Origin of the sequence: Paenibacillus sp. RRE4, assembly GCF_031844205.1 — a bacterium.
Classification (GTDB): Bacteria; Bacillota; Bacilli; order Paenibacillales; family Paenibacillaceae; genus Paenibacillus; species Paenibacillus xylanexedens_B.
Genome location: NZ_JAUZUT010000001.1, coordinates 2,987,461 through 3,011,783 on the forward strand (window position 1 = coordinate 2,987,461; position 24,323 = coordinate 3,011,783).

At 45.7% G+C, this 24,323-nt stretch carries 19 protein-coding genes; 2 read left to right on the forward strand and 17 right to left on the reverse strand.

Annotation, left to right across the window (positions count from 1 at the left end; all coding sequences use genetic code 11):
- Positions 1-122: 122 nt before the first annotated feature.
- Both Q9R46_RS13550 and mntR read right to left on the reverse strand, forming a co-directional pair.
- Positions 123-1,730: a family 10 glycosylhydrolase gene (locus tag Q9R46_RS13550; protein ID WP_311280389.1), complete on the reverse strand. Its 1,608-nt coding sequence runs from the start codon at positions 1,728-1,730 to the stop codon at positions 123-125.
- Positions 1,731-1,916: 186 nt separating this feature from the next.
- Positions 1,917-2,345 (reverse strand): transcriptional regulator MntR, encoded by a 429-nt coding sequence (mntR, locus tag Q9R46_RS13555; protein ID WP_090922556.1) that lies wholly within the window; start codon positions 2,343-2,345, stop codon positions 1,917-1,919.
- A 185-nt stretch (positions 2,346-2,530) separates the two neighbouring features.
- Between mntR and splB the strand changes: the two genes are divergently transcribed.
- Positions 2,531-3,601: a spore photoproduct lyase gene (gene splB / locus Q9R46_RS13560; RefSeq protein WP_311280390.1), complete on the forward strand. Its 1,071-nt coding sequence runs from the start codon at positions 2,531-2,533 to the stop codon at positions 3,599-3,601.
- 122 nt (positions 3,602-3,723) lie between these two features.
- Here the strand turns inward: splB and Q9R46_RS13565 are convergent, their stop codons facing one another.
- The 12 genes from Q9R46_RS13565 to adhE form a co-directional block, all read right to left on the reverse strand.
- Positions 3,724-4,443 carry a cytochrome c biogenesis CcdA family protein gene (locus tag Q9R46_RS13565; protein WP_311280391.1) on the reverse strand — a complete coding sequence of 240 codons (720 nt, stop codon included), beginning with the start codon at positions 4,441-4,443 and terminating at the stop codon, positions 3,724-3,726.
- Positions 4,444-4,520: 77 nt separating this feature from the next.
- Positions 4,521-5,324 (reverse strand): metal ABC transporter permease, encoded by an 804-nt coding sequence (locus tag Q9R46_RS13570; RefSeq protein WP_145331839.1) that lies wholly within the window; start codon positions 5,322-5,324, stop codon positions 4,521-4,523.
- A gap of 48 nt (positions 5,325-5,372) precedes the next feature.
- Positions 5,373-6,131 carry a metal ABC transporter ATP-binding protein gene (locus Q9R46_RS13575; RefSeq protein ID WP_090922564.1) on the reverse strand — a complete coding sequence of 253 codons (759 nt, stop codon included), beginning with the start codon at positions 6,129-6,131 and terminating at the stop codon, positions 5,373-5,375.
- 111 nt (positions 6,132-6,242) lie between these two features.
- Entirely contained in the window at positions 6,243-7,304 is a 1,062-nt protein-coding gene (locus Q9R46_RS13580; protein ID WP_311280392.1) for a metal ABC transporter substrate-binding protein, read from the reverse strand.
- 261 nt (positions 7,305-7,565) lie between these two features.
- Entirely contained in the window at positions 7,566-9,635 is a 2,070-nt protein-coding gene (gene metG, locus Q9R46_RS13585; RefSeq protein ID WP_311281027.1) for a methionine--tRNA ligase, read from the reverse strand.
- A 422-nt stretch (positions 9,636-10,057) separates the two neighbouring features.
- Entirely contained in the window at positions 10,058-10,312 is a 255-nt protein-coding gene (yidD, locus tag Q9R46_RS13590; RefSeq protein ID WP_311280393.1) for a membrane protein insertion efficiency factor YidD, read from the reverse strand.
- 2 nt (positions 10,313-10,314) lie between these two features.
- The gene (locus Q9R46_RS13595) at positions 10,315-10,785 is read right to left on the reverse strand and encodes a Fur family transcriptional regulator (RefSeq protein ID WP_311280394.1); all 471 of its coding nucleotides are present in this window, start codon (positions 10,783-10,785) and stop codon (positions 10,315-10,317) included.
- A gap of 330 nt (positions 10,786-11,115) precedes the next feature.
- Entirely contained in the window at positions 11,116-13,410 is a 2,295-nt protein-coding gene (locus tag Q9R46_RS13600) for a stalk domain-containing protein (protein WP_311280395.1), read from the reverse strand.
- 297 nt (positions 13,411-13,707) lie between these two features.
- Positions 13,708-14,460 carry a pyruvate formate-lyase-activating protein gene (pflA, locus tag Q9R46_RS13605; RefSeq protein WP_145331845.1) on the reverse strand — a complete coding sequence of 251 codons (753 nt, stop codon included), beginning with the start codon at positions 14,458-14,460 and terminating at the stop codon, positions 13,708-13,710.
- 85 nt (positions 14,461-14,545) lie between these two features.
- The gene (pflB, locus tag Q9R46_RS13610) at positions 14,546-16,804 is read right to left on the reverse strand and encodes a formate C-acetyltransferase (RefSeq protein WP_311280396.1); all 2,259 of its coding nucleotides are present in this window, start codon (positions 16,802-16,804) and stop codon (positions 14,546-14,548) included.
- Positions 16,805-17,079: 275 nt separating this feature from the next.
- A complete protein-coding gene (locus tag Q9R46_RS13615; RefSeq protein WP_311280397.1) occupies positions 17,080-17,247 on the reverse strand; it encodes a hypothetical protein in 168 nt (55 codons plus the stop codon).
- Positions 17,248-18,120: 873 nt separating this feature from the next.
- Complete coding sequence (gene adhE, locus Q9R46_RS13620) at positions 18,121-20,733, reverse strand: bifunctional acetaldehyde-CoA/alcohol dehydrogenase (protein WP_145331847.1); 2,613 nt, start codon at positions 20,731-20,733, stop codon at positions 18,121-18,123.
- Between the two features lie 428 nt (positions 20,734-21,161).
- Here adhE and Q9R46_RS13625 point away from each other — a divergent pair, with 428 nt between their 5' ends.
- Positions 21,162-21,878, forward strand: a complete 717-nt coding sequence (locus Q9R46_RS13625) for a Crp/Fnr family transcriptional regulator (protein ID WP_145331848.1) — start codon at positions 21,162-21,164, stop codon at positions 21,876-21,878.
- A 144-nt stretch (positions 21,879-22,022) separates the two neighbouring features.
- Here the strand turns inward: Q9R46_RS13625 and Q9R46_RS13630 are convergent, their stop codons facing one another.
- The 3 genes from Q9R46_RS13630 to Q9R46_RS13640 all read right to left on the reverse strand — a co-directional run bounded on the left by Q9R46_RS13630 (position 22,023) and on the right by Q9R46_RS13640 (position 24,142).
- A complete protein-coding gene (locus tag Q9R46_RS13630; RefSeq protein WP_311280398.1) occupies positions 22,023-22,739 on the reverse strand; it encodes a hypothetical protein in 717 nt (238 codons plus the stop codon).
- A gap of 195 nt (positions 22,740-22,934) precedes the next feature.
- Complete coding sequence (locus tag Q9R46_RS13635) at positions 22,935-23,663, reverse strand: hypothetical protein (protein WP_311280399.1); 729 nt, start codon at positions 23,661-23,663, stop codon at positions 22,935-22,937.
- A 182-nt stretch (positions 23,664-23,845) separates the two neighbouring features.
- Positions 23,846-24,142 carry a winged helix-turn-helix transcriptional regulator gene (locus Q9R46_RS13640; protein ID WP_397386382.1) on the reverse strand — a complete coding sequence of 99 codons (297 nt, stop codon included), beginning with the start codon at positions 24,140-24,142 and terminating at the stop codon, positions 23,846-23,848.
- Positions 24,143-24,323: the final 181 nt, after the last annotated feature.

The following is a 24,323-nucleotide window of genomic DNA, read 5'->3' on the forward strand; positions in this document are numbered from 1 at the left end:
AAAAACCCCCGTTCTCCAGGCAGCCATGCTTCTACTGCCACTGTATGAGAACAGGGGTTGGACATATAACTATGAGTTGATGAATCCGTGATCGCTAATCCAAAAAAAATTCGCTTTGCTACTTACAAGCCATAGTAGGCCTTAAGTCGTTCAATCAAACCCAGCGGGTTCTTCGTAAGATACTGGGAACTGAAATAAATATCCCCGCCAATGGATGGATACTTTTGATTATATGTCAATTGATCTATGATTTCTTGTGATGTCTGCCAACCAATCTCTGGCGTTCCAAGTTTATAAGGAGAATGCCCGATGTACAATTTTACATTGGTATTGGCTACCTCATTAACCCACCAATCGACGACCTTGTCGTACCTTGCAGCACTTAGTGTCATGCTCCAGTATACTTGTGGTGCAACGTAATCGATCCATCCTTGTTTGATCCATGTCCGAACATCTGCATTCATGCTGTCATACGCAGTTACGCCTGCTTTGGTGTCTGAGCCAGTCAGATCATTAGCTTTGTTACGCCATACACCAAATGGACTGATTCCATACTCTACATTAGCTTTCACTTGATGAATACGTTGTCCAAGTTGCTGTACAAACTGATTAATGTTGTCACGGCGCCATGCTGCACGGTCTGTTGTACCTGACGTGTTATACATTTTGTAAGCAGCATCGTCATTAAAGGTCACATTAGAAGGATAGAAGTAATCGTCCAGATGCACTCCATCCACGTTATAGTTATTCACTACTTCCATTATGGTATCCATGATATGCTGCCTTGCTTCTGGTACACCTGGGTTAATATAAAGTTTACCCGATGCATTTACAATCCAGTCCGGATGTAGCTTGGATACATGGTTTGTAGCCAGATTGGTTGTTGTTGCCGAGTTCGTTGCCCGAAACGGATTGAACCAGGCGTGAAATTCAAGCCCACGCTTATGAGCTTCCTCAACCATAAAAGCGAGTGGATCGTAGCCTGGATCTTTGCCCTGTGTTCCTGTCAGAACACTATTCCAAGGCACTAGGCTGGAAGGATAAATGGCGTCTGCATTGGCTCTAACTTGTACAAACACAGCATTGATCCCCATGTCCTTCAATTGATCCAGTTGACTTGTGTACTCCTGTTTCTGTTTCTCTACATTGCCTTTCGCGCCAGAAGACGGCCAGTCACCATTAACTGTAGAAATCCAGGCTCCGCGCATCTCATTCGTTGCTGGGGGGACACTTCCTCCCGGTTCTGCAGGTGTAGCTGGAGTTGGCTCTGGTGTTGGCGTTGGTTCTGCTCCTGTGTACAGATCAATGGTTTGAGCCACCTGATTCCAGTTCACTTGAATCCCCAAATTCTCACTTACAAAACGAATCGGAACCATCACTCGACCTTGTTTTAGTTGCACGGAAGCATCCAGATCAACCACGACATTGTCCACCGTCGCTTGCTGACGTCCACTGGTCATCGTAATTGTTGAATCCGATTTCTGAATCGTCACCGTCCGGGTAGCCTGGGACCATAACACAGAAGCCCCAAGTCCTTCACTGATGACCCGTAACGGCACCATCGTTACGTTCACCTTGGACATGATATATGGTGACACATCTGATTCCAGACGCTGACCATCCAGAAAAATAGAAATCTGTTTTGAACTTGCTGCCTGAGCGGTCAAACCGACTGACGGTAATCCAAGAACAAAAATGAGCAGTAGCAACAATCCTTTACGCAATTTCATTAATACAATCCTCCAACATCATTAGATTTGCGGTAAATTCTACTAGTTTAATAGACGCTTGGCAGACTGGTTTAGTTGCGCAATTGACCAAATGTTGGTTGGAAATAAAATATTGAAATTAAAAATGCTCCTCGCCAATCACTTGGCAAGAAGCATTCTCTATTTATTGACATATGAATTCAAGGCTCAAGAGTCCGTGTTACTCATGATTTCCTGAATGTTTTTTAGGTCTTGCAGACGGCTCTCATCCTGACGGAAATATTCCACGAGAGACTCAATACATGTAATGGAGTCCCAGCTTAAGTGATGTTCAATACCTTCTACGTCGTTATAAATGTTCTCTTCCTGAACACCGATCGTAGTTAGAAACTGCTCAAGCAGATGATGGCGCTCCATCAACCGTTTGCCCATTTTTTTCCCTTTTGGTGTCAGTACCAGCCCGCGGTACTTCTCATAGATCAGGTACTCGTCCTTGTCCAGCTTTTGGATCATCTTCGTCACGGATGAAGGATGTACTTCCAGTCCTTCTGCTATATCAGACACACGAGCATAGCCCTTTTCATCAATCAATTTGTATATACGCTCCAAATAATCTTCCATACTGGGCGTTGGCATCTGCTTCCCTCTCTTCTCTCTGACCGGTTCTACGTACCTGGTCCCTATCTTCTAATGATACATGTTATCAATGCGCATTGGCAAGTCCTACCCGATTCTGATCGCCTTTCACAAGGATTGGCAGGCGTGACTTCTCTCCATTTGAGGCAAACTAAGTCCAGTTTCGTATTGAAAGGAGTGATTCTGTGAGCACAAGCGTGGCCCAGCCCCCTGTTCGAAAAGCAAAGGGTACAAAACCCTTTATTCCCGATTTGGTGTATTTTGAACCAGGTGCGCTTGAATATGAAAAAGGAAAACGGATTATGGAGTGGGTAACCTCCCACAACATTCCTTATCAGATGACCACTTCACACAATCGGATCACCAACCTCCCCGGTGAGACAGAACAAGAAAAATACCGGATGGCCAAGCGAACTCTGGTTGTAGGGGTACGTAAAACCCTGAAATTTGACCAGTCCAAACCATCAGCAGAGTATGCTATCCCTATCTCCACAGGTTGTATGGGGCATTGCCATTATTGTTATCTTCAAACTACATTAGGTGCAAAACCATACGTTCGCGTGTACGTAAACACGGAAGAAATCATTGAAGCTGCCAAAGGATACATCGAGGAACGCAAACCCGAAATTACCCGTTTCGAAGCAGCCTGTACCTCCGACCCCGTCGGTCTGGAGCATATCACGGAAAACCTGAGCGACCTTATTCGTTTTATGGCTGATGAAGAATACGGGCGTTTACGCTTTGTGACAAAATATCATCACATCGATCCGCTACTTAACATCAAGCATAATGGCCATACGCGTATCCGGTTCAGCGTCAACTCGGATTATGTTATCAAAAACTTTGAACCCGCCACCTCCCGCTTTGAAGAGCGAATTGAAGCTGCAGGCAAAATAGCCCATGCCGGTTATCCGCTTGGCTTCATCATCGCTCCGATTATATGGTACGACGGCTGGCAAGAAGGTTATGCAGAGCTACTGCAAAAGCTGGCGGATACTTTGCCTGAAGAGGCCACCAAAGACCTTACTTTTGAAATGATTCAACATCGTTTCACCAAAACGGCTAAAGCGACCATTGAGAAACGATATCCAAAAACCAAGCTGGAGATGGATATCGAAAAACGGAAAATGAAATGGGGACGTTGGGGTCAGTACAAATATGTGTATAAAGATGACCAGCAAGATGCCCTGCGCGAGTTCATTACAGAACGCATTTTCGAACATTTCCCGTTAGCCAACATTGACTATTTTACCTAAATGAAAACACATTAGTCTTCCTTGTATCCTCAGACACAAAAGCAGGTCGCAAGTTCCAGAACTATTCTGGTTCCTGCAGCCTGCTTTTTGTACTGCATTGTCTTGTCTGTGAAAGTTAACCTTCACGTTAAGTTAATCATCCAATCCGGTGTAATTTGTTGCAGCCAGATTGTTATTTGCGTCATCTGGTCCGTGAATAGCAAAATGCCCATTAAAAGCATTAATGCTCCGCCAATCTTCATCATGAGGTTTGAATACTTCAAAATCCAGCGTGTGGAGCCAATAAAAAATGCCAGAACGAAAAATGGTAAGGCAAAGCCTACCGTATAACCTGTAATCAGTGCCAACCAGGTCGATGGTTCACTCGCTGCCATAGCGATAATCGTCGCTAGAATTGGTCCGATACAAGGTGACCAGCCTGCTGAGAAACCAATCCCAAAAACAAAGGAACCTAAATACCCTGCCGGCTTCCATTTCATATCCAGCTTGCGTTCTTTCATCAAAAATTGCGGCTTAAAAATACCTAACAGAAATAGTCCCATCAACATAATTAAAATTGCGGACAACTGACGAATCAGATCCCGGTTATCATTGAAAAATTGTCCAAATAGTCCTGCACCCAGACCCAGCGAATAAAATACCGCAGAGAAACCGAGAATAAACGCCAGTGTATGCGTTAACGTCTTAAGGCGCACCTCACGCTGATTCCGATCCTCTTTCAACTGTTGCACGGTCATTCCCGTGATGTATGAGAGATAGGAAGGATATAGCGGAAGACAACACGGTGATATAAAAGAAGCGAGGCCAGCAACGAAAGCCAGCCATACATTAACATCAGGCATGAAGCAATGTCTCCCTTCCTTGGGCTCACTTGCTCTTAAAGCTCTTTTTTTCATCAATCATCTGTAATAGTTAGAACTCAGGCTCGGAACCCTTTTTTGGCAATCATCGTTAAAATCAGCATGCCAATGAGCAGCAACACAATGGTTGCTCCCGGTGCCAGGTTCCAGATCCCTGCTGTAACCAGTCCAATCACAACAGCAATCTCTCCGATGACCACCGACAGAATAATGGCTGATTTGAAACTTCGAGCCATGAGCAGGCTAACGGCGACAGGAATGGTCAACAAAGCGGATACAAGCAAGGCACCCACGATCTTGATTGCCGTACTGATCACCAATGCTGTCATCACTGTAATTAACATATTCAGCATTCTGACTGGCAATCCGGTCACTGCGGCTGCATCCTCCTCAAAGCTGAGCAGGAAAAACTCTTTATGTAGGAAGCCCACTACAATAACCACGATTAGGGTCACAATACCCACCAGCTTTAGATCCGTTGCGTCCAATGTGTATATACTGCCAAACAAATAGCTCATCACATCCGCATTGTACCCTTTTCCCAGTGTGAAAAACAGCGAAGCCAGCGCTACGCCTCCAGACATAATAATCGCAATAGACAATTCAGCATAGCTCTTGTATGCTTTACGCAACTTCTCAATAGCAAACGATGCCAGTACAGCAAAAATCAATCCTACACCGATTGGATATACCTCGATCAGAAAACCAAGTGCTACACCTGCGATCGTTACGTGTGACAAGGTATCTCCGATCATCGAGAGCCTGCGCAGTACAAGAAAAAGTCCAATCAGGGGAGCAGTGATACCAATAAGCAAACCACCTGCAAGTGCACGCTGAAAAAAATCACTCCATAATATTTCCAAAACTAACACGACTCCTTCGGCCTATCATCTAATGGCCCACATACATAGCTAGCGTACCTGCGCGGTAGTATGCTGCAGGTTGGTTTCTGCACAATCCTCGATCTCATGCGAATGACGCACATGGAAATGGATCTTGCCATTCGTGAGCGCCGCTTCCGCGCCAAGATAACTCTCCATGCGATCCATATCATGAGACACCATCAGAAACGTCATCCGATGATGCTCATGCATATGGGTAATCAGTTCGAAAAAACTGGCTTGTGACTCTGCATCGATCCCTACGGTAGGTTCATCAAGAATCAATAGATCCGGGTGATTAATCAACGCACGGGCCAAAAAAACACGTTGTTGCTGACCGCCGGACAGTTGTCCAATACGTTTGTTTGCAATATCCTCAATTCGCATAACCTTCATCGCATCGATGCATTGTTGCTGACCTTGACGAGAGATGCGGCGGAACATGTTTTTGTTGTTATACAGCCCGGACATGACAACCTCACGAACGGTAGCCGGAAACAACGGATTAAATGCATTTTTTTGTGGAACGTACCCGATTCGGTTCCAATCCTTGAATTTACGAATCGACTCTCCAAACAACTTGATATCCCCCTGTGCAGGTGGAAGTAGTCCTACCAGCATACGAAGCAACGTTGTTTTCCCTGCTCCGTTTGAACCGATAATGCCTACAAAGTCCCGTTGTTGAACCATAAAATTGAGATCTTGAATCACGCGCTGATCCCCGTAGGAAAAAGACAAATTCTCAATCTGGATAATCGGATCATGACATAATGGCATGATTTGCTGCATGGCAAAGCCGCCCTTCATAATAAATAAAAACACGTAAATTTACTATTTAACATTCCAAAAGTCTTCGCCGATGAAACAGCAAAGACTTCTGGATGTTTATCTTCATTCTTCTTATTTTAATGCGATCAGCAGATTTTGCAAATTTTTCTCCATCAGCGTGAAATAATCATCTTTGTTCTTAACCTGTTCCTGCGTCAGGCCCTCCACCGGGTTTAACACCATCGTTTCTACCCCTGCTTCGCTGGCAAGTGTTTTGGCTAATTTGTCGGATACAAGCTCTTCAAAGAAAATGTACTTAATACCTTCATCTTTAACCAGTTTAGCCAGTTTTACAATATCCTGTCCAGTTGGTTCTGCATCCGGGGACAGTCCCATGATGGCATGTTGCTTCAAACCATAATCACGTGCAAGATAACCGAACGCTTGGTGCGAAACCACTATTTCCTTCTTTGTCACGGAAGCTAATTCATTCGTGAAACGCTGATCCAGCGCCTCAAGTTTGGTATGAAGCTCCTCATAACGTTGCTCGTAGCCGGCTTTGTGTGTAGGGTCAACTTCGACTAGACTGTTCTTGATATTTTCCGCCATGATCATTGCGGATTTGGGGCTAACCCATGTATGAGGATCGATATGATGGTCAGCTACCTGTTCCTCACTGCCACTCTCGTCTGCATGATCATCGGCATGTTCATCCTCATGCTCTTCACCATGTCCGTGACCATCGTCCCCTTCTGCCGTTAACAATTTGACACCTTCACTGACAGCCACGGATTTTACTTTTGTATTACTGTTCAGTGATTTCAAAAAGTTCGGCACCCATCCTTCCAGACCTGCACCATTGTAAAGGAAAAGCTGTGCCTTGGACGTATTTACAATATCCTGGCTCTTCGGTGTCCAGTCGTGAGGCTCTACTCCTGTAGGCAACAGGTTAATGACGTTGGCATCCTCTCCGCCAATCGCTGCAGTAAACGCATATACCGGGTAAAATGTGGTCACCACATTAACTTTGCCTTCAACAATTTTGGCTGTATTCTCGCTGTTTTGCCCACATGCAGACAGTACAAGCAGACTAAGTATGAGCAGACCGCTCCAAAGTAGCTTTATTGTGCTCCGTTTGCCAAGTTTGCTGGATCGGTCTAATCGTGCCTGTCTCTTTTTTTGAATAAAAGTCATATATGATTCACTCCGCATCTCTTAATCGTAAACATTACTGAAAGAATTATAGGTAACATATCCCCAATTGTCAAGGCTCGTATCCTATTCATTCTTTCCCGAAGTGCGGAGTTCATAACAATATATGCTTGTTCTTCTGTTATCAGCTCTTTTTCAGCATAAAAAAAGCGGTCCGAATCACTTCGGACCACCCTTGTTTCAACTTGTGACAATCTCTGTACGATTGATCATCCCAGTTGCTTGCGTTGCTCTTGGAACTGTTTATTTCACTTGCGCGCCATTAGGCATGCTGTCCGGTACGGTTGCCAGGGTCAGCTGATCCCCATGAGAAGCTGCCAGAATCATACCTTGGGACAGCTCTCCACGCAGTTTTACTGGTTTGAGATTGGTCACACAGATGACTTTACGTCCAACCATCTCTTCTGGCGAATAAAACTTGGCGATACCAGATACAACCTGACGTTGCTCATAACCAAGATCCAGTTGCAGCTTAAGCAATTTATCTGCCTTTTTAACAGGCTCACAAGCGATGACTTGTGCCACACGTAGCTCAACTTTGGCAAAATCATCAATGCCGATCTCTTCCTTGCCTTCAGGTGCTGTTACAGGTTCTGCAGACGCTGGAGAAGCCGATCCGGCTTCTGCCTGGCTTGCATCGGACTGTGCTGCTTTTTGTCCACCTGTCATCGCTTCAGAGATATAAGCAATTTCCTGCTCCGCATCCAGACGCGGGAAGATCGGCTCGCCTTTGTGCAATACGTTGCCAGCAGGCACGATGCCCCATTGTTTCGCTGAATCCCAAGCTGTCAATTCACCTTCTTGAATGCCCAGTTGTTCCCAGATTTTGCGCGGTGCGCGAGTCAGGAACGGCTGTAGAAGAATGGAAGCAATACGCAAGCTTTCAATCAGATGGGACATCACGGATGCCAGCTCAGCCCGTTTCGCTTCATCACGTGCCAAAGCCCATGGCTGTGTTTCGTCGATATATTTGTTGCTACGGCTAACAAATTGACTGATTGCCGTGAGCGCCACAGAAAACTGCAGGTTCTCCATCGCTTGCTCTACTTTTTCCACTGTTGCATGTCCTGCTTCTTCCAGCGAAGCATCAAATTCCGTTACATTGGAAGCAAACGCAGGAGCTTTGCCTTCGAAGTATTTGTCGACCATTGCTACGGTACGGTTCAGCAGGTTACCCAGATCGTTCGCCAGATCGGAGTTCACACGCTCTACGAAGCTTTCCGGTGTAAATGTACCATCGGAACCAAACGGTACTTCACGTAGCAAATAGTAACGAAGCGAATCCAGACCGTAACGATCAATCAGGGTTACCGGGTCCACAACGTTTCCTTTGGATTTGGACATTTTGCCATCTTTCATCAGCAGCCAGCCATGTGCAAATACCTTCTTCGGTAATGGCAGATCCAGCGCCATGAGCATGATTGGCCAATAAATTGTATGGAAACGAACAATTTCTTTACCCACCAGATGAACATCCGCTGGCCAGAACTTGTCGTACAATGAAGCATCCGAAGAGCCGTAGCCCAGTGCTGTAATGTAGTTGGACAACGCGTCAATCCATACGTAAACGACGTGTTTCGGATCGCCTTTAACTTTGACACCCCACTCAAATGTCGTACGGGATACCGCCAAATCCTCCAGACCCGGCTTGATAAAGTTGTTGATCATCTCGTTTTTACGGGATTCCGGTTGAATAAAACCAGGATTTTCTTCATAATATTTCAGCAAACGATCCGCGTATTTACTCATACGGAAGAAGTAAGATTCTTCTTTAACGAGCTCAACCGGGTGTCCGCTATCCGGACTTTTAGCCGAGATAATCTCGCCTTTCTCATTTTTTTCAACATCCACCAGCTGTGTTTCAGTGTAATAGGTTTCATCCGGGATGCTGTACCAGCCTTCGTACTCACCCTTGTAGATATCACCTTGCTTGAGCAAACGGTCAAAGATATCTTGAACGACGGTTTTGTGACGCTCCTCGGTTGTGCGAATGAAGTCATCATTGGAGATGTCCAGCTTGTTCCACAGTTCCTTGATGCCTACGACAATCTCATCGATAAAGGCCTGTGGAGACAATCCTTTCTCCTGAGCCTTGCGCTCGATCTTCTGGCCATGCTCATCGGTACCTGTCAGATAACGCACCTCGTATCCACGCAAACGTTTGTAACGAGACATTGCATCACCTGCTACTGTTGTGTACGCATGCCCAATATGTAGCTTGTCGCTTGGATAATAAATCGGCGTTGTTAAATAAAATGTTTTTTGATCCGTCATGAATGACTTCTCCTCCTTCAATTGTTCTAACGAATACATACAAATCGCTCGAATGGAACCATCTTCCTGATCCGAAAATGAACACAAAAAAACTCCCGCCCTGTATGGGACGAGAGTATCTCTCACGTGTTACCACCCAATTTCCCCGCATTTTTCGCAAAACGCAGGCTCTTCCGGTCCTTCGACCGCCCATTAACGCTGGATCACGCCTCAGGCTTACGACAATAGCGACAAATCGCTGATTGCACGCTCGAAAGAGGTTCCTCCGGGACCATCTTCCATCCTCCTCCCAGACCGGTTCTCAGCTTCTCCGGCTCTCTGCACTGGGGGTGTGTCTGTACTTATCCCTTCACTGGAAAATCATATAGAAAAAATATACTGAAATGCGGACCTTGTTGTCAAGTATACCACCGAATAGAGCCAAGTTTCGGGGTGAAATGAACATCAGGCTCTTCTGCACGTTACGGTTCGGATATCACTACATTTTTCTCCACCTTAGGCGGAACCAAATCTACACCGCCCGGATGAAACGGATGACATTTGGCAATCCGTTTCGCCGCTAGAAGCGAACCTTTGAGTGCACCATGCACTTCAATGGCTTCCATCGCATACGCCGAACACGTCGGATAAAATCGGCAGGTCGGCGGTTTTAATGGAGAGATATAATTGCGGTATACGCGAATTGGAGCTTGCATGATTCTACGCGAAAGTTTCATCTTCAATTCTTCCCGTGGCTATGAGCATGCTGATGTGCAGATGATTTCTTGGCTGGAGCATGTTCAACACAATCCTTGCAGTATCCAAACACTTCAAACTTGTGATCCACCACCTGAAATTGCTCGGGAGCATCAGCAAGCTGCATCGGACAAAAAACGATCGGGTAGGTCTTCTGACACTTCAGGCAGATCATATGATGATGATGGTGGCCTTCACTGCAACTCGCTCTGAATTTCACGCCATCTTCAAAGACAACTTGCTCTAGTACACCCAGTTCCTGCATTACACGCAAGTTTCGGTACACCGTGTCAAAGCTTAATCCGCTGTATGTCTTACCCATATATTCGTAGACGTCCTTGGGTGTAAGATACCCCGGAGACTCGGCAAATAACCGTGCTAGTGTTTTGCGCTGATCAGTTATACGAAGTCCCTGTGAGGACATAGTTGATATAATTTCTTCCGTCGACAGCATGATTTAAAGCACCTCCTGTCATACAAACCTTTTGCATTTTCATCATGCGACAAAATCTTTTGGCAAAAACCGTTGCTTCTACTCTTTTTGTATACCTCTAATAATGCATGAAATGAAGAACAGAGTCAACGGAACCCTACACGCAAGTACAGGCGTTTTGCTTAAACTAAAAACTTAAACTAAAGACAAAGGACCCCATAAATATGGAGTCCTTCAGGTGACGGTTCAGAATATAGGTCATACAGGTGACTTTTGGGGTGAACGGGTATATAAAATATAAGCTTTCACTCCAAACCGTACGGTTTGATTACTTAGAATATTATTTCTCAATTATTTCTCGGCTGGAAGCGGGGTAAACAGAATGTTTACCGGCAAGTTGCTACCCGGGGCAGCAGAGAAAACAATCGTTACACTTTCACCGTAAGAACCTGTTCGATACAGCACATTCTGTTCATTCGGCGCACTTAGAGATTGGCTGTTATTCGACAGCTGTACCAGCTGTCCGTTCACAAGTGCTGAACCGTAATACTTGCCTCCGCGAGGATTAAACGAAATCAGTGTACGCGGTGCAACATTGTTCAGGGTTATTTTGTACAGTACACCGAAGTTACCAGCGTTAGAAGCGCTTGTGAAGGCCATCGGGTCTGTGCCGTCGAGATTCGGGTCACTTGCGTTATCCCCGAGTGGCAGACGGGAAGGCTTCGTGCCAACTTCCTGATCGTACGTAATGATTCGTGTTGCGTTTGGATAAGTCCCACGGTTATGAACGCCGTCACGGTCCAGAATTGGCAAGGAAGACAATACGGCCATCGGATCTTTATTTTCTTCGATCATCACAATGTTGTAGTCGAGTGTATAATCACTGAAAGTGTCGGAATAAAGGGAGATGACCTGCCCTTCTTTCATCGAAATATTGTTCAGTTCCGTCAGAATCAATTTACTTTCTCCCGGCTGGATGTATACTCTCTTCGAATCTGCCCCCGTTTGCATGGATTTGAACCATTTATCGATGGACAATTTACCCGCAACGGTAGCAAATGGCGTCGGTCCTGCAAAGCCCATGTTTTGCTGTTCGAATACAGCTGTATATGGATTGTTATTGGTCGCAATTACATACATTTTTACTCTTTTGCCCGTATTATTGACATGGTGAATCATGAAACGCGTCTGCCCAAAGGAAGATTCCTTGTAGACGATGCCTTCCTGGTTAACGGTTTCCGGGCTGTTACTACGAATAAGCAAGCTTGGCTCATCCGTGTACGTAAACGGTACTTTTTCCATAGCAGGAACTTCCCCGCCGTTGAATGTAAATTTGTCCCCTACCGGTACGAACAATTTGTTGAAATCAGACTGATTATAAAGCGTTTCGCTTGTGATCATAATCTCTTTCGTATAGGTGTTGCTCAGACCATGCTGATCTGTGACAGTAAGAGATACCGTCTTCGGTCCCGGAAGGAAAAATGCGAGTGCATTGTTGCTCCAGTCTCTTTTTTCGATCGCGTTCTCGTCATCTGTACTTTGATCAGTGTAGGAGATTTTTTCACCCATTTTGTATTCTTCCTTATCCGTTGTAAACATCGCTACTGGAGGAAGATTCGGACGCTCTACCTTGATCGTAAGCGAATAAGGGTTACTCCATTGACCACTGGAATCTTGAACCGTATAAGTCACCGTGTAAACGCCTGGCTGATCAAAGGAATCCTGACGTCCAGTCCACTGCTCATCCACAATAGGAAGGCCGTTCGGCGAACTGTTTTTAGTCGTGTAGATCACTTGATCTCCTGCAAAAATTTCCTTTTGTACTGTAAAGCTGGCTACAGGTTTCGTGTTAAGCTTCAATACAACCGTCTTCGCAGGCTGATTCACGGTATATGTGATATTCAGCGCTTGTGTGATGGATGTTAATGGAATCATAAACGTATTTTTTTCTTGATAAGCGGGGCCTTTCATCGTTCTGGATTCTCCGTTAACGGTATACACTTTGCTGTTTGTTTTGAAACGAAGTTCGTCGGTACCGCTGAGAATGATCGTTTCTTTGGTTTTATTATCATATTTCACGTCGTATCCTACCCGATCAACCAATGCACGAATGGCTACGTAGGAAACACCATATTTTACAGCCATTGGCTGTCCAGCCAGATACGTTTTTCCATCCTGAACCATCTTGTTGCTATTCATATAAAGTGTCAGGTCTCCGGCGGATCTCACCGTCGCAGCTGTTCCACCAGTCGTTGGTTGCTCTACTTCAGCAGGTGTTGGTGTGTTTGATGTGTTTGTCTCTTCAACTGTTCCTTGTTCCCCGTTTGCTCCTGTTTCCGGGTTTACCGGTGTAGCTTCTGTTCCAGAAGGAGCCGTTGTTCCCTGATTCGTTTCTATGGCGCTTTCATTGTCTGCAGGTGGTGTGTTGTTTGATGGATTGTTAGCAGGATCAGTCGTTGCTCCTGATTTTACTTCAGACTCAGCAATTGGCTGTTCTCTCTTCACAACCTCAACGGATTTTACTTTTGCGGTATTCACTGGCGTAGCTTCGCTTGATTCTGCTGCTTGTGCATTTGCAGGAATAACTGCAAAAGCCTGAAAAACAGCAAAAGCGGTGAGTATGGACAACTTCTTCTTCAAATTCATTCTTTGTCTTTGGCTCCTTCTGCTCCCATTTTATTAATATCCCCTCTAAAAGTCATATGATTAGACGCTCAGAAACGGGAAAAGTTGCTAAAAAAAATGAATAAGAATTGTAAACTTTTAATAGAAGCGAAAAACTATGAAAATAGTTATCTGTTAATATAAACAAGCTATAGGATTTAAACGAATGAATTTTCAGCTCCCATGGCAAAAGCCTTTGTTACACCATTCATTATGAAAAAATAAAAACAACCTCTACGAATCAATATTCGTAAAGGTTGCTTGTGAATAACTGCTCGCTTACTTTCCTGAGCAAGTCACGCCAGCTGTTTCTGCACGACCTTGCTCAATCAGGCGATATGCCCGTTCCACTTCTTCTTCGGTTGGAGAAGGTACCCCATCCAGCGGATAAACTTTACCCAGTGCTTCCCATTTGTAAATCCCCATTTGATGATAAGGAAGAATCTCGAACTTCTCTACCCCGTTCAGCGTTCCAATGAAACGCCCGAGATTCAACAAATCCTCTTCCTGATCGTGAATGCCAGGCACGTATACATGTCTGATCCACATTTTACGACCATGATCGGATAACCATCTTGCGGTCTTCAGCGTACGTTCATTGGATTTACCAGTCAGTTTGATGTGTTTCTCGTCATCAATATGCTTTAGATCCAGTAATACAAGGTCGGTGTGGTCAAGCAGATCATGAATGCGATCCGGTTCATTGAACCCGTTGCTGTCCAATGTCGTATGAAGCCCCCAGCGACGTTTGACTTCCTTGAATACTTCTGCAACAAAGTGAGCTTGAAGGGTAGGTTCTCCGCCTGATATGGTAAGTCCACCGCCAGAGCTACGATAGTAGGACAGGTACGGCTGAATTTCAGCCAGTACCTCCTCCAGTGTCATCTCTTTCCCGCCATCCAGTGCCCAGGTATCAGGGTTGTGACAATACTGACATTTGAGCAGGCATCCTTGCATAAAAAGCACGAAGCGGATGCCTGGGCCGTCAACCGTCCCGAAAGTTTCGAGTGAATGAATATGTCCGTTCATCATGTTGCCTCTTCCTTTCTTTTCGCATCCGCTATGCGTTCATTTTATGTTGAATCAGAATACCTGAGAAGGTTACTGAAAAAATGACTTACATCGAACCGTGGAACGTACGGTTGATAACATCCAGCTGCTGCTCACGCGTCAGTTTAATGAAGTTAACTGCGTAACCCGACACCCGTACGGTCAATTGCGGATATTGTTCCGGGTGATCCATTGCATCAATCAGTTGCTGACGATCAAATACGTTCACGTTCAAGTGATGCGCATTTTGACCGAAATATCCATCCATCATCGCAGTCAGATTGGATTTGCGTGTAGCATCTTCTTTACCCAGCGCTTTTGGCACAATGGAGAAGGTATTGGAAATACCGTCAAGGCTGTGTTCATAAGGCAGTTTCGCTACCGAGCCGAGCGATGCCAGCGCACCTTTTTTATCCCGACCATGCATTGGGTTCGCCCCTGGTGCGAATGGTTCGCCTGCTTTACGTCCATCTGGTGTTGTTCCTGTTTTCTTACCGTACACAACGTTGGAAGTGATGGTCAGTACAGATTGCGTTGGCATTGCGTTACGATAGGCTTTGTGCTTGCGAATCATGCTCATGAAGCTTTCCACCAGCTCTACCGCAATGTTATCTACACTGTCATCGTTGTTGCCGTAGCAAGGGAATTCACCTTCAATTTCAAAATCAACGGCAATGCCTTGTTCGTTGCGAATCGGTTTAACTTTGGCATATTTGATCGCACTGAGTGAGTCCGCCGCTACCGACAGTCCCGCGATACCGCAAGCCATCGTACGCAGAATATCGCGGTCATGGAGTGCCATTTCAATCCGCTCGTAGCTGTATTTATCATGCATGTAGTGGATCACGTTAAGAGTGTTCATGTACAGTTTAGCCAGCCACTCCATCATCGGTTTGAAGCGTTTCATAACCTCATTGTAGTCCAGTACTTCACTTGTAATGGCAGGATACTCCGGACCAACCTGTGCTCCCGATTTTTCGTCACGTCCACCGTTGATCGCATACAGCAATGCTTTTGCCAAGTTGGCACGTGCGCCGAAGAATTGCATTTGTTTACCGATCTTCATCGCAGATACACAGCAGGCAATACCGTAATCATCGCCATAGATCGGACGCATCAGATCATCATTTTCATACTGGATAGAGCTGGTTTCAATCGATACTTTACTGCAATAATCTTTGAAAGCTTCAGGCAGCTTCGTGGACCACAGGACCGTCAAGTTTGGCTCTGGAGCAGGTCCCAGGTTGTGCAGTGTATGCAGGAAACGGAAGCTGTTTTTGGTTACACGTGTCTCGCCATTGACGGACATCCCGCCGATGGACTCGGTTACCCATGTTGGGTCACCACTGAACAATTCGTTGTAATCCGGCGTACGCAGGAATTTGACAATCCGCAGTTTCATGACAAAGTGGTCAACCAGTTCTTGAGCCTGTTCTTCCGTCAGGATACCTTCTTGCAAATCACGTTCAATGTAAATATCCAGGAAGGAGGATACACGTCCAAGGGACATTGCGGCACCGTTCTGTTCTTTGATCGCTGCAAGGTAACCGAAGTACAACCATTGGAATGCTTCTTTAGCCGTTGTTGCTGGTAATGAAATATCGAAGCCATGCATCTCACCCAGTTGTTTCAGTTCTTGCAGTGCACGAATCTGTTCAGACAACTCTTCGCGCAAACGAATAACATCTTCATCAATTACGTCGACTTCGAGTGCATTGAGTTCACCTTTTTTGTTACGAATAAGGAAGTCTACTCCGTACAAAGCAACCCGGCGATAGTCTCCGATGATCCGTCCACGGCCGTAAGCATCTGGCAGACCTGTGATAATCCCTGCTTTACGTGCTGCACGCATCTCGGCAGTGTAAGCGTCGAATACACCTTGGTTATGCGTTTTACGAATGTTAGTAAATATATCAATGACACCTTGTGGCATTTCGAAACCGTATGCTTCACAAGCATCAATCATCATACGAATTCCGCCGAATGGCTGAATGGAACGTTTGAATGGAGCGTCTGTTTGAACCCCGACAATTTGCTCTTTGGACTGATCCAGGTAACCTGGTTGATGAGATGTAATGGTTGAAGGTGTGTTCACGTCCACATCAAGCACGCCGCCATTATCACGCTCTTTTTTGGTCAGATCAGATACGATATCCCACAATTCTTTGGTGTTTTGGGTAGCGTCTGCGAGGAAAGCTTCATCCCCGTAATATGGAGACAGATTGTGTACCAGAAAATCATTCACATCTACGGTCTTGGTCCAAGTTCCTTTAGTAAAGTTTCTCCAGCCTGTTTGTTGTTTGACATCTTTTTCGATCACCGACATCTTAATCCCTCCGCTTTTTTGGATTTCTGGACACATCACATTGTTGCAGTACACGTATCATCAGATGTCCAGATCCGCGATTTATGTGAATTGTTTCACATTATCCGGAACACGATCTCTCTACTTGGGAACCGGAACCGCGGAATGATTGTTTTCTTTACATTTTCAGTATAAGTCATGCTGATTTTAGCATCTGTGATTTTTATCACAAACTTTGCGACCTTTCTCACTCTGGTTGGGCGTTGTCTTGTTGCACGCTTTTACGGTTGTTCACACTAGGCCACTCCGCGGGCAGCACAACTACAGATCGCTGTTATCCCCGGATTTTTTCGATTCACTTTTTCAAAGTGAAAATCCGGTGATAAAGGCGAACGCTCCGCTTCTTCCGTCTGTCCTGCCCGCTCCGTTATCGTGTGAACCTCTTCTATTGTGCAAACAGCCACCTCCCCTCCCGTTCCCACCGTTTTGGGGAACCATTGCTCCGTTAAGCTCGGAGCAACTGAAAGATTGAAGGAGGTTCCTGAAAAACGGATGCTCCGCCTTTCCGTTTTTCTGCCCATTTTGATTCACTACACTTTGGAGCTACATGCTGTTCCTGCGGTCTATTACTCCGTTCCACTGGGAGTAGAGTAACAAGTGCTGAAACTGCTCCTGAAAAACGGATGCTCCGCTTCTCCGTTTTTTTGCCCATTTTGACTTCTACACTTCGGAGCTCCATGCTGTTCCCGTGGTTTATTACTCCGTTCCTCTGGGAGTAAAGTAACAAGTGCTAAAAATCAGTCCTGAAAAACGGATGCTCTGCCTCTCCGTTTTTCTGCCCATTTTGACTTCTACACTTCGGAGCTCCATACTGTTCCCGTGGTTTTTACTCCGTTTCTCTGGCAGTGGAGTGAACAAGTGCTAAAAATCAGTCCTGAAAAACGGATGCTCCGCTTCTCCGTTTTTCTGCCCATTTTGACTTCTACACTTCGGAGCTCCATGCTGTTCCTGCGGTTTATTACTCCGTTTCTCTGGGAGTAGAGTAACAAATGCTGAAACTGCTCCTGAAAAACGAATGCTCCGCTTCTCCGTTTTTCTGCCCATTTTGACTTACTACACTCCAGTGCTGGACACTGTCCTGAAAAAAGGATGTCTCGCCTCGCCGCTTTTCGGGCTTACCTCTCCGTACGCTTGTTCACTCCCCTCTTTCCCACCTCCTTTCCTGTTTCTCTGTCTTTTTGCAACTATACGGCAATCGGGGCTCCCCGATATGGGGAACCCCTGAATCACTTGCAACAATCTGAAATGGTTATTTGTTGAATGTTGCTTGTTGCTTGTTATTCAAATTTGCCATAGAAAGCGTTGCGGTACACATCAGCCAGTTCAGTTACAAGCGGCAGTTTTGGATTCGCTGTTGTACATTGGTCCTCGAAGGCCCGATCTGCCAAGTAATCTACACGCGATTCGAAGTCTTTCGCATCAAATCCGATTTCCTGGAACGATTCTTCGATACCCAGTTTTTTGTTCAACTCACGGATCGCTTTAATCAAGCTGTTCACGCCTTCTTCGGTTGTACGTGCTGGCAATCCGAGAATACGGGCGATTTCAGCGTACCGCTCATCTGCCACAAAGTGCGAATATTTCGGGAACGATGCAAATTTCGTCGGTTTTTTCGCATTGTAACGAATGACGTGTGGCATCAGGATCGCATTGGTGCGTCCGTGTGCGGTGTGGTACTGACCGCCCCATTTATGCGCCAAGCTGTGGTTAATGCCCAGAAACGCGTTGGCAAACGCCATACCCGCAATCGTCGAAGCATTGTGCATTTTCTCGCGTGCCAGTTTGTCACCCTGTAATGCGGATTGCTCCAGATATTGGAACACCAGTTGGATGGCTTTGATTGCCAGACCGTCTGTGTAGTCGTTCGCCATCACGGATACATATGCTTCAATGGCGTGAGTCAATACGTCCATACCGGTATCGGCTACTGCGGTTCTTGGCAAGCTGTATACAAATTCAGGGTCTACAATCGCTACGTCTGGTGTTAATTCATAGTCAGCCAGCGGATACTTGGTATTGCCATGCTCTTTATCTGTAATGACCGCAAACGATGTGACTTCCGAACCCGTACCCGATGTTGTCGGAATGGCTACGAACTTCGCTTTTGATCCGAGTCTTGGATATTTGTAAATCCGTTTACGGATATCCATGAATTTTTGTTTCAGGTTGTTAAAGTCCGTGTCTGGATATTCATAGAACAACCACATCGCTTTGGCAGCATCCATTGGTGATCCGCCGCCGAGTGCGATAATACAGTCCGGCTGGAAGCGTTCCATCATGGCTGTACCGCGGTCTACTGTTGTTGTTGATGGATCTGGCTCAACTTCTGAGAAGACTTCAATGGCTACAGGCGTCTGACGTTGACGCAGGTAATGCTCTACTTTTTCCACATATCCGAGTTTGACCATCACGGCATCCGTAATAATCGCTACGCGAGTAATGTCCGGCATTTTGGCGAGATATTGCGTCGCACCTTTTTCGAAGTAGACTTTGTTCGGCACTTTGAACCATTGCATATTCACGGTACGGCGAGCCACCCTTTTCACGTTGATTAGGTTCACAGCAGTTACGTTGGAAGATGTTGAGTTACGTCCGTACGATCCACAACCCAGTGTCAACGATGGCATATTCGTATTGTAGATATCCCCGATCGCACCATGTGTGGAAGGTGAGTTTACGATAATCCGTCCCGTTTGCAGGCGATCCGCAAATTGGTTGATCACTTCTTCATTGTTCGAGTGGATAACGGAGGAGTGACCCATTCCGCCAAAAGCAACCACTTCTGCTGCACGCTCAATACCATCTTTTGCAGATTTAACTTTGTAACATGCCAGCACCGGACTCAGTTTCTCGGCGGACAATGGGAACTTGGTGCCCACACCTTCAATTTCGGCTACCAGAATTTTAGTGCCTGCCGGTACTTCAATGCCGCACATTTTGGCAATGTTCACAGCGGACTGACCTACAATGGTCGGGTTAACTGCACATTTCTCCGCGTTGATTGCACCTGCTGTCAATTTGGCGGCTTCCTCTTTGTTCACAAAGTAACAGCCGTTCGTGATCATTTTCTTTTTCACTTGGTCGAAGATCGGTTCTTCAATAATGACCGCTTGTTCAGACGCACAGATCATACCATTGTCAAAAGACTTCGACAGAATCAAATCCGTTACCGCCTGGTTGATATCTGCGGTTTTTTCGATAAAGCAAGGCACGTTACCTGGTCCTACGCCCAGTGCCGGTTTACCACAGCTGTACGCTGCACGTACCATCGCTGATCCGCCGGTAGCCAGGATGAGAGCAACATCATTGTGGTTCATCAATGCGTTCGTACGATCCATGGATGGATCATCAATCCATTGGATACAGTCGGCTGGGGCACCGTTTTTCACAGCAGCTTCAAGCAAAATTTTCGCTGCCTCGCGGCTACAGTTCTGTGCGGACGGGTGGAAACCAAAGATGATCGGGTTACGTGTTTTGATCGCAATCAGTGCTTTAAACATCGTCGTGGATGTCGGGTTGGTTACCGGTGTGATCCCCATGATAATCCCAACCGGCTCCGCAATTTTCTGGAAGCTGTCGTATTCGTTGTCTTCGATAACGCCTACTGTTTTTTCGTATTTAATGCTGTTATAAACATACTCTGTGGCGAATATATTTTTAATAATTTTATCCTCGTACACACCGCGTCCCGTTTCTTCCACGGCCATTTTGGCGAGCATCATATGTTTATCCAGTCCCGCAAGCGCCATAGCCTGCACAATCCGGTCAATTTGCTGCTGATCCATGGACATGAATGCTGCATGTGCTTTGTTCGCTTTGTCGATTAACGTTTGAATATACTGACCTGCTGTCGGTTCTTTTGTTGGGGCGACTTCATTCTTTACAGCCATCTCCCTCATCCTCCTAAAGGTTCGTATTGGTTTGTCTCTCTTGTTTACATCCACATCGTATCATGGGGAAAAGATATATTATGTGATTTTTTTCACAAAGTATGAACAATTTTAATTAAGTTTTTAACAGCCCCTTTTAGACGGGATTTCTCTCTCTATTTAAAATAGTAGATCAACAGCCTCATCCTTCCCCTATAAAAGTGAATTTAATCACAATGTTTGGAATTTCGCCATTTTTAAAGGCTTTCCATGCCCCTCAAACGGTAAGTTTAGGTATATACTGAACTTAAAAATTGAACCACCGCAATTTGTACCGTACCTCCACACGGCCGAGATGACCAGATCAGGATGGCACAGTTTGCGGCGAACCTCGGGGGCAACATTCAGCTACACTTGCCTGACCGGGGAGATAAAGGGGAGATCAACGTATGGGAGAACTAACAAACGTACTGGAAAAACGCGGGAACACCAACTGCTTCTCGGAAGTGAATTTTAATCATCTGCTCGTAACGATGAAAGACCGAACTTACCCGGAAGGAACACATCTGTACTGGGAAGGTGACGTCTCTGACAAACTTTATTATATGAAACGGGGACGTGCCCAGATCACCAAATCCACCGACGAGGGCAAGGAACTGATCATGTACATGTACCAGACGGGCGATATGATTGGTCAAGCTGATCCATTCTTCGGCTCCAGACACAGCTTCTCGGCGGAAGTTCTGGAGGATAGCGAGATTGGTGTGCTGGAACACAAGGATCTGGAAATGCTGATCTGTCAGCATTGTGACTTTGCGATTGATTTCATGAAGTGGATGGGCATACACCATCGTTTGACGCAAACGAAGTTCCGGGATTTGATGTTGTACGGTAAACCTGGGGCACTCTGTTCTACCTTGATCCGGTTGTCCAATTCCTATGGGGAAGCACATGGAGACCATGTAATTATTCATAAAAAAATTACCCACACGGATCTATCCAATATGATTGGAGCTACCCGTGAAAGTGTAAACCGCATGCTCAGTGATCTTCGCAAAAAAGATGCCATTGAATACGACAACGGCATGATTGTGATCAAAGACCTGAAAATGTTGCAGGGCATTTGCCACTGCGAATTGTGCCCAAATGAGATCTGCCGCATTTGACGTACTGGTAAATTAAGGGCTCGACCTCTGGTAGCGCCTTTCGCTTGCTATTGCGACTGTTTAAAGAGTTCTTAATACGGTAAAAAAGCCCAAATGTGATCATTATCAACATTGGGCTTTTCTTTCGTACTTCCTTGTATGTGCTCAGGATGCGTTGATAAGTTCAAGCTTGACCGCATCCCGTGGATTTAATTTCATATCCAATCCGTTCTCCATTAACTCTTTGTCATTGACCTTGATTACCCAGCGCTGATTCGTCCGAGGCATAACATTCTCAACGGCAACAACAAACTTGTTATTCTCCGACAGACGCACAACTCCACTGGATTTTAATACGTCACGAACAGTGCATTCTTGCACATAAATACCGGCATACTGCCGATTCAGATTTGGTTCCACGCTACCACCGCTCACTTTAAGCAGGGTTGTCTGATATGCGACACCTTCTCCCCCGCTGTCAGCAGCTTTGACGTATATAATGACTTCATCCTTAGCATGAAGCTCGGTATCCCACTTTTCTGGAGCAATATCCTTACCGTTCAGCTTCACTGCCCAACTCAGAGATGAATCAAGAGAAACTTCACCCACGGATTGTATGCGTCTTCCATCTGCCGTAAAATCAACCAGCCCGCTGTTCAGCAAAGCTTTTTTGAGCGTCAGGCCTTCACTGAAATCTCGCTTGATGGACTTCGTCGCATCAGGTAAAAAAGTACTGCCGTCAATGGCAACCGTAATCGTATTGGCTGAATCTTTCTCTGAGACAACCGGCTGTTCGGAAGGCTGTGTCTCTCTGGTACACCCCGTCAAAATGACGAGAACAAGCATACATAGACCTATGTAACCGGGAATTTTCTTCATCATGTAGGTAACACCACCCTGCGTAAAATCATTCACCCTGTTGTCCATACCCTTTATTATGGCACATTCTTCGATAAAAAACAGTGTCAAAGCCGTTACTTTTGTCCTCTCAACGTTTAAAACACCTGCCATCCAAAAAAGGGAGAGTCTGCAAGCAGACCCTCCTATACTGCATTAGCCATGCGTTTGACCAGACCACTATTGAACAAAAGCCTGCATGTAGGTACGGCCTCCGTCGCCGTCCTTCACATAGGGATTAAGGCCAAACGTCTGAGTATCGGATACAAAAACACCAGTAAGCAAACGACCTTCAAGTAATGCACCGTCTACCTGTACGCAGCAGGACGGAGCATCTACGTATTCCTGATATAGTGGAATATGACCGTAGGGCTGATGAATTTTGAACACTTTGCCCTGCTCATGCAATGGGCGATCCGAGAAATACGTCGGAACTATATATCGTGCAATAACTTCCAGTTCTTCCGCAGTGTAGAACGGCTCGTCACCAAGCCAAGGTGCAAACATGCGGATTTTTTCGTATTGTGACCAGACAACGGCCTGAATGAGCATTTCGATCTGGACTAATTTACCGTTTCCGGCCTTCAGACAAATCCGGTCGTTATAAGTTTGCTGTTTTGCATGAGACACACGATCAGGTAACCGCAGTTCACAGCCGATACATTTCCAGCCACTAGGCGCTTGAATCCATTTTTGCAGCACCGCCGGAGACGATCCTGAGCCAGCGCTGTTCATCCAATCCACGTCGTTGTGGACAGGGTCATTACTACCCGAAGGTGTATCAACCGAACGTTTGAACAGTTCTGCCGTTTTCTGATAAATCAGATGAACCTGAATGGATGCGCTCTCAAGTTCTGCAATATCTTGTTTGCCGTAGCGTATTTCACGGGATAAGCTTTCTTCTCTCATGACAAGTGGCCTCCTTCGCTCCGGCCGTCTGCGGCCATTTTCTATAGATTATACTACATCTGATGACAACATGTGCAACGGATAAGTGAAAAAGTCCCATCTAAGCTGTCACAGAAGACAAAAACTCTTGATTTCACTGGAAATCAAGAGTTTCTGTACTTTCTGCACACAGCATCAGGTGGTTATTCCACCCAGTGCTCCGCCCAGTCTTGAATTTGACTCATTACAGGCTGTAACGCCTTCCCCTTCTCAGTCAGCTCATATTCAATACGCACTGGCGTTTCAGGGTACACATGACGTACCAGAATACCTTCGCTCTCCAGGTCTTTCATCCGTTCAGACAACATCTTGTCACTCATGGACGGTATCAGATTGGAGATGTCTTTGAATCGCTTTGATCCACTCATTAATGTTTGAATAATCAACCCATTCCAGCGCTTGCCCAAAAAAGAAAACGCCGTCTCAAAGCGCGGACACATCCGCAGATCTTGATCTTCCACTTTCATCACCTCTTTAGAGATCACTCAACTTACGTTTTGTTAGTATATTTCATATTAACACATTTGAGCTTTAAAGAAAACGTCTCCCTCAAAAAACTTTAAATTTTAGTAGCAAGACTTGCATCCAAGGCGACTGTACTTTCAGTATACAACACGTTAT

Excerpts from the sequence above, each read along its gene's own strand:
- Q9R46_RS13625 (WP_145331848.1), top strand. The coding sequence starts at position 21,162 with ATGGGAGAACTAACAAACGTACTGGAAAAACGCGGGAACACCAACTGC.
- Q9R46_RS13640 (WP_397386382.1), bottom strand. The coding sequence starts at position 24,142 with ATGTGTCCGCGCTTTGAGACGGCGTTTTCTTTTTTGGGCAAGCGCTGG.
- pflB (WP_311280396.1), bottom strand. The coding sequence starts at position 16,804 with ATGTCGGTGATCGAAAAAGATGTCAAACAACAAACAGGCTGGAGAAAC.
- metG (WP_311281027.1), bottom strand. The coding sequence starts at position 9,635 with ATGTATTCGTTAGAACAATTGAAGGAGGAGAAGTCATTCATGACGGAT.
- Q9R46_RS13550 (WP_311280389.1), bottom strand. The coding sequence starts at position 1,730 with ATGAAATTGCGTAAAGGATTGTTGCTACTGCTCATTTTTGTTCTTGGA.
- Q9R46_RS13595 (WP_311280394.1), bottom strand. The coding sequence starts at position 10,785 with ATGCTGTCGACGGAAGAAATTATATCAACTATGTCCTCACAGGGACTT.
- yidD (WP_311280393.1), bottom strand. The coding sequence starts at position 10,312 with ATGAAACTTTCGCGTAGAATCATGCAAGCTCCAATTCGCGTATACCGC.
- Q9R46_RS13630 (WP_311280398.1), bottom strand. The coding sequence starts at position 22,739 with ATGATGAAGAAAATTCCCGGTTACATAGGTCTATGTATGCTTGTTCTC.
- Q9R46_RS13565 (WP_311280391.1), bottom strand. The coding sequence starts at position 4,443 with ATGCCTGATGTTAATGTATGGCTGGCTTTCGTTGCTGGCCTCGCTTCT.
- pflA (WP_145331845.1), bottom strand. The coding sequence starts at position 14,460 with ATGATGAACGGACATATTCATTCACTCGAAACTTTCGGGACGGTTGAC.
- Q9R46_RS13575 (WP_090922564.1), bottom strand. The coding sequence starts at position 6,131 with ATGCAGCAAATCATGCCATTATGTCATGATCCGATTATCCAGATTGAG.
- mntR (WP_090922556.1), bottom strand. The coding sequence starts at position 2,345 with ATGCCAACGCCCAGTATGGAAGATTATTTGGAGCGTATATACAAATTG.
- Q9R46_RS13635 (WP_311280399.1), bottom strand. The coding sequence starts at position 23,663 with ATGAGAGAAGAAAGCTTATCCCGTGAAATACGCTACGGCAAACAAGAT.
- Q9R46_RS13600 (WP_311280395.1), bottom strand. The coding sequence starts at position 13,410 with ATGAATTTGAAGAAGAAGTTGTCCATACTCACCGCTTTTGCTGTTTTT.
- adhE (WP_145331847.1), bottom strand. The coding sequence starts at position 20,733 with ATGGCTGTAAAGAATGAAGTCGCCCCAACAAAAGAACCGACAGCAGGT.
- Q9R46_RS13580 (WP_311280392.1), bottom strand. The coding sequence starts at position 7,304 with ATGACTTTTATTCAAAAAAAGAGACAGGCACGATTAGACCGATCCAGC.